Annotated in this window: 1 protein-coding gene; it reads left to right on the plus strand. The window is 46.5% G+C overall.

Features of this window, described 5'->3' with window-relative positions; all coding sequences use genetic code 11:
• The first annotated feature begins 196 nt into the window (after window positions 1-196).
• On the plus strand, window positions 197-1,000 hold the full coding sequence (mlaF, locus tag R7F67_RS24860) for a phospholipid ABC transporter ATP-binding protein MlaF (RefSeq protein ID WP_005455119.1): 804 nt from the start codon (window positions 197-199) through the stop codon (window positions 998-1,000).
• Window positions 1,001-1,063 lie beyond the last annotated feature (63 nt).

Here is a 1,063-nt window from a genome sequence, read left to right on the forward strand (position 1 = left end):
ATAATTTATGGAGAATAGCTTGAATTTGGTCGGCTTTATTTAATCGAACAGTGCTTTAAATTCCAAGCCAATGTGCTTATGATTGCAGCCTAATAAATGTACCGAAGCGGCGATAAGGGAACCCTTAGCGCTATTCGGAAGTGGATTGACTTGACAACTCTGCGAGCGTTAATGCTCTGACAGTAGAAGAGATGATATGTCGAACAACGATTTAGTCACCGTGAACAACCTCACTTTTTCACGAGGAAATCGCACGATCTTTGATGGTATTGATCTGCATGTTCCTGAAGGTAAAGTGACGGCGATTATGGGACCATCGGGAATCGGTAAAACGACACTGCTCCGTTTAATTGGCGGTCAGTTGTATCCCGAACAAGGAGAGATTTGGTTTGATGGTGACAACATTCCGACTCTTTCTCGCAAAAAACTCTACAACGCTCGTAAGAAAATGAGCATGCTGTTTCAATCCGGGGCTCTGTTCACGGATTTGAATGTATTTGACAATGTGGCCTTTCCACTGCGTGAACACACCAATCTTTCAGAAGATTTGATTCGTACTATGGTGCTGCTTAAGCTCGAAGCGGTTGGCCTGCGCGGAGCCGCGCAATTAATGCCAAGTGAGCTTTCGGGCGGTATGGCGAGGCGCGCCGCATTGGCTCGTGCTATCGCACTTGACCCTGATTTAATCATGTTCGATGAACCATTTGTGGGACAAGACCCAATTACCATGGGTGTTTTGGTTGAGTTGATCAAAGACTTAAACCAAGCTCTAGGCCTTACGTCTATTGTGGTATCACACGATGTACCGGAGGTCATGAGTATTGCTGATTGGGTTTACCTACTAGCAGATGGCAAGATCATCGCGTTTGGCACGCCAGAGGAGTTGAGTCAAAACCCAGACCCGCGAGTGCAGCAGTTCTTACAAGGTGATGCAGATGGCCCAGTGCCGTTTCGTTTTCCTGCGCAAAGTATCGAAAAGGATCTATTTGATGGTCGCTAGCTTTATTCAATTTGTCGCTTCATTAGGAAGACGCACGCTCGCCATCTGTGAAGCTTTTGGCCG

The sequence above is a fragment of the Vibrio sp. YT-17 genome, assembly GCF_033337375.1.
Taxonomy (GTDB): Bacteria; Pseudomonadota; Gammaproteobacteria; order Enterobacterales; family Vibrionaceae; genus Vibrio; species Vibrio alginolyticus.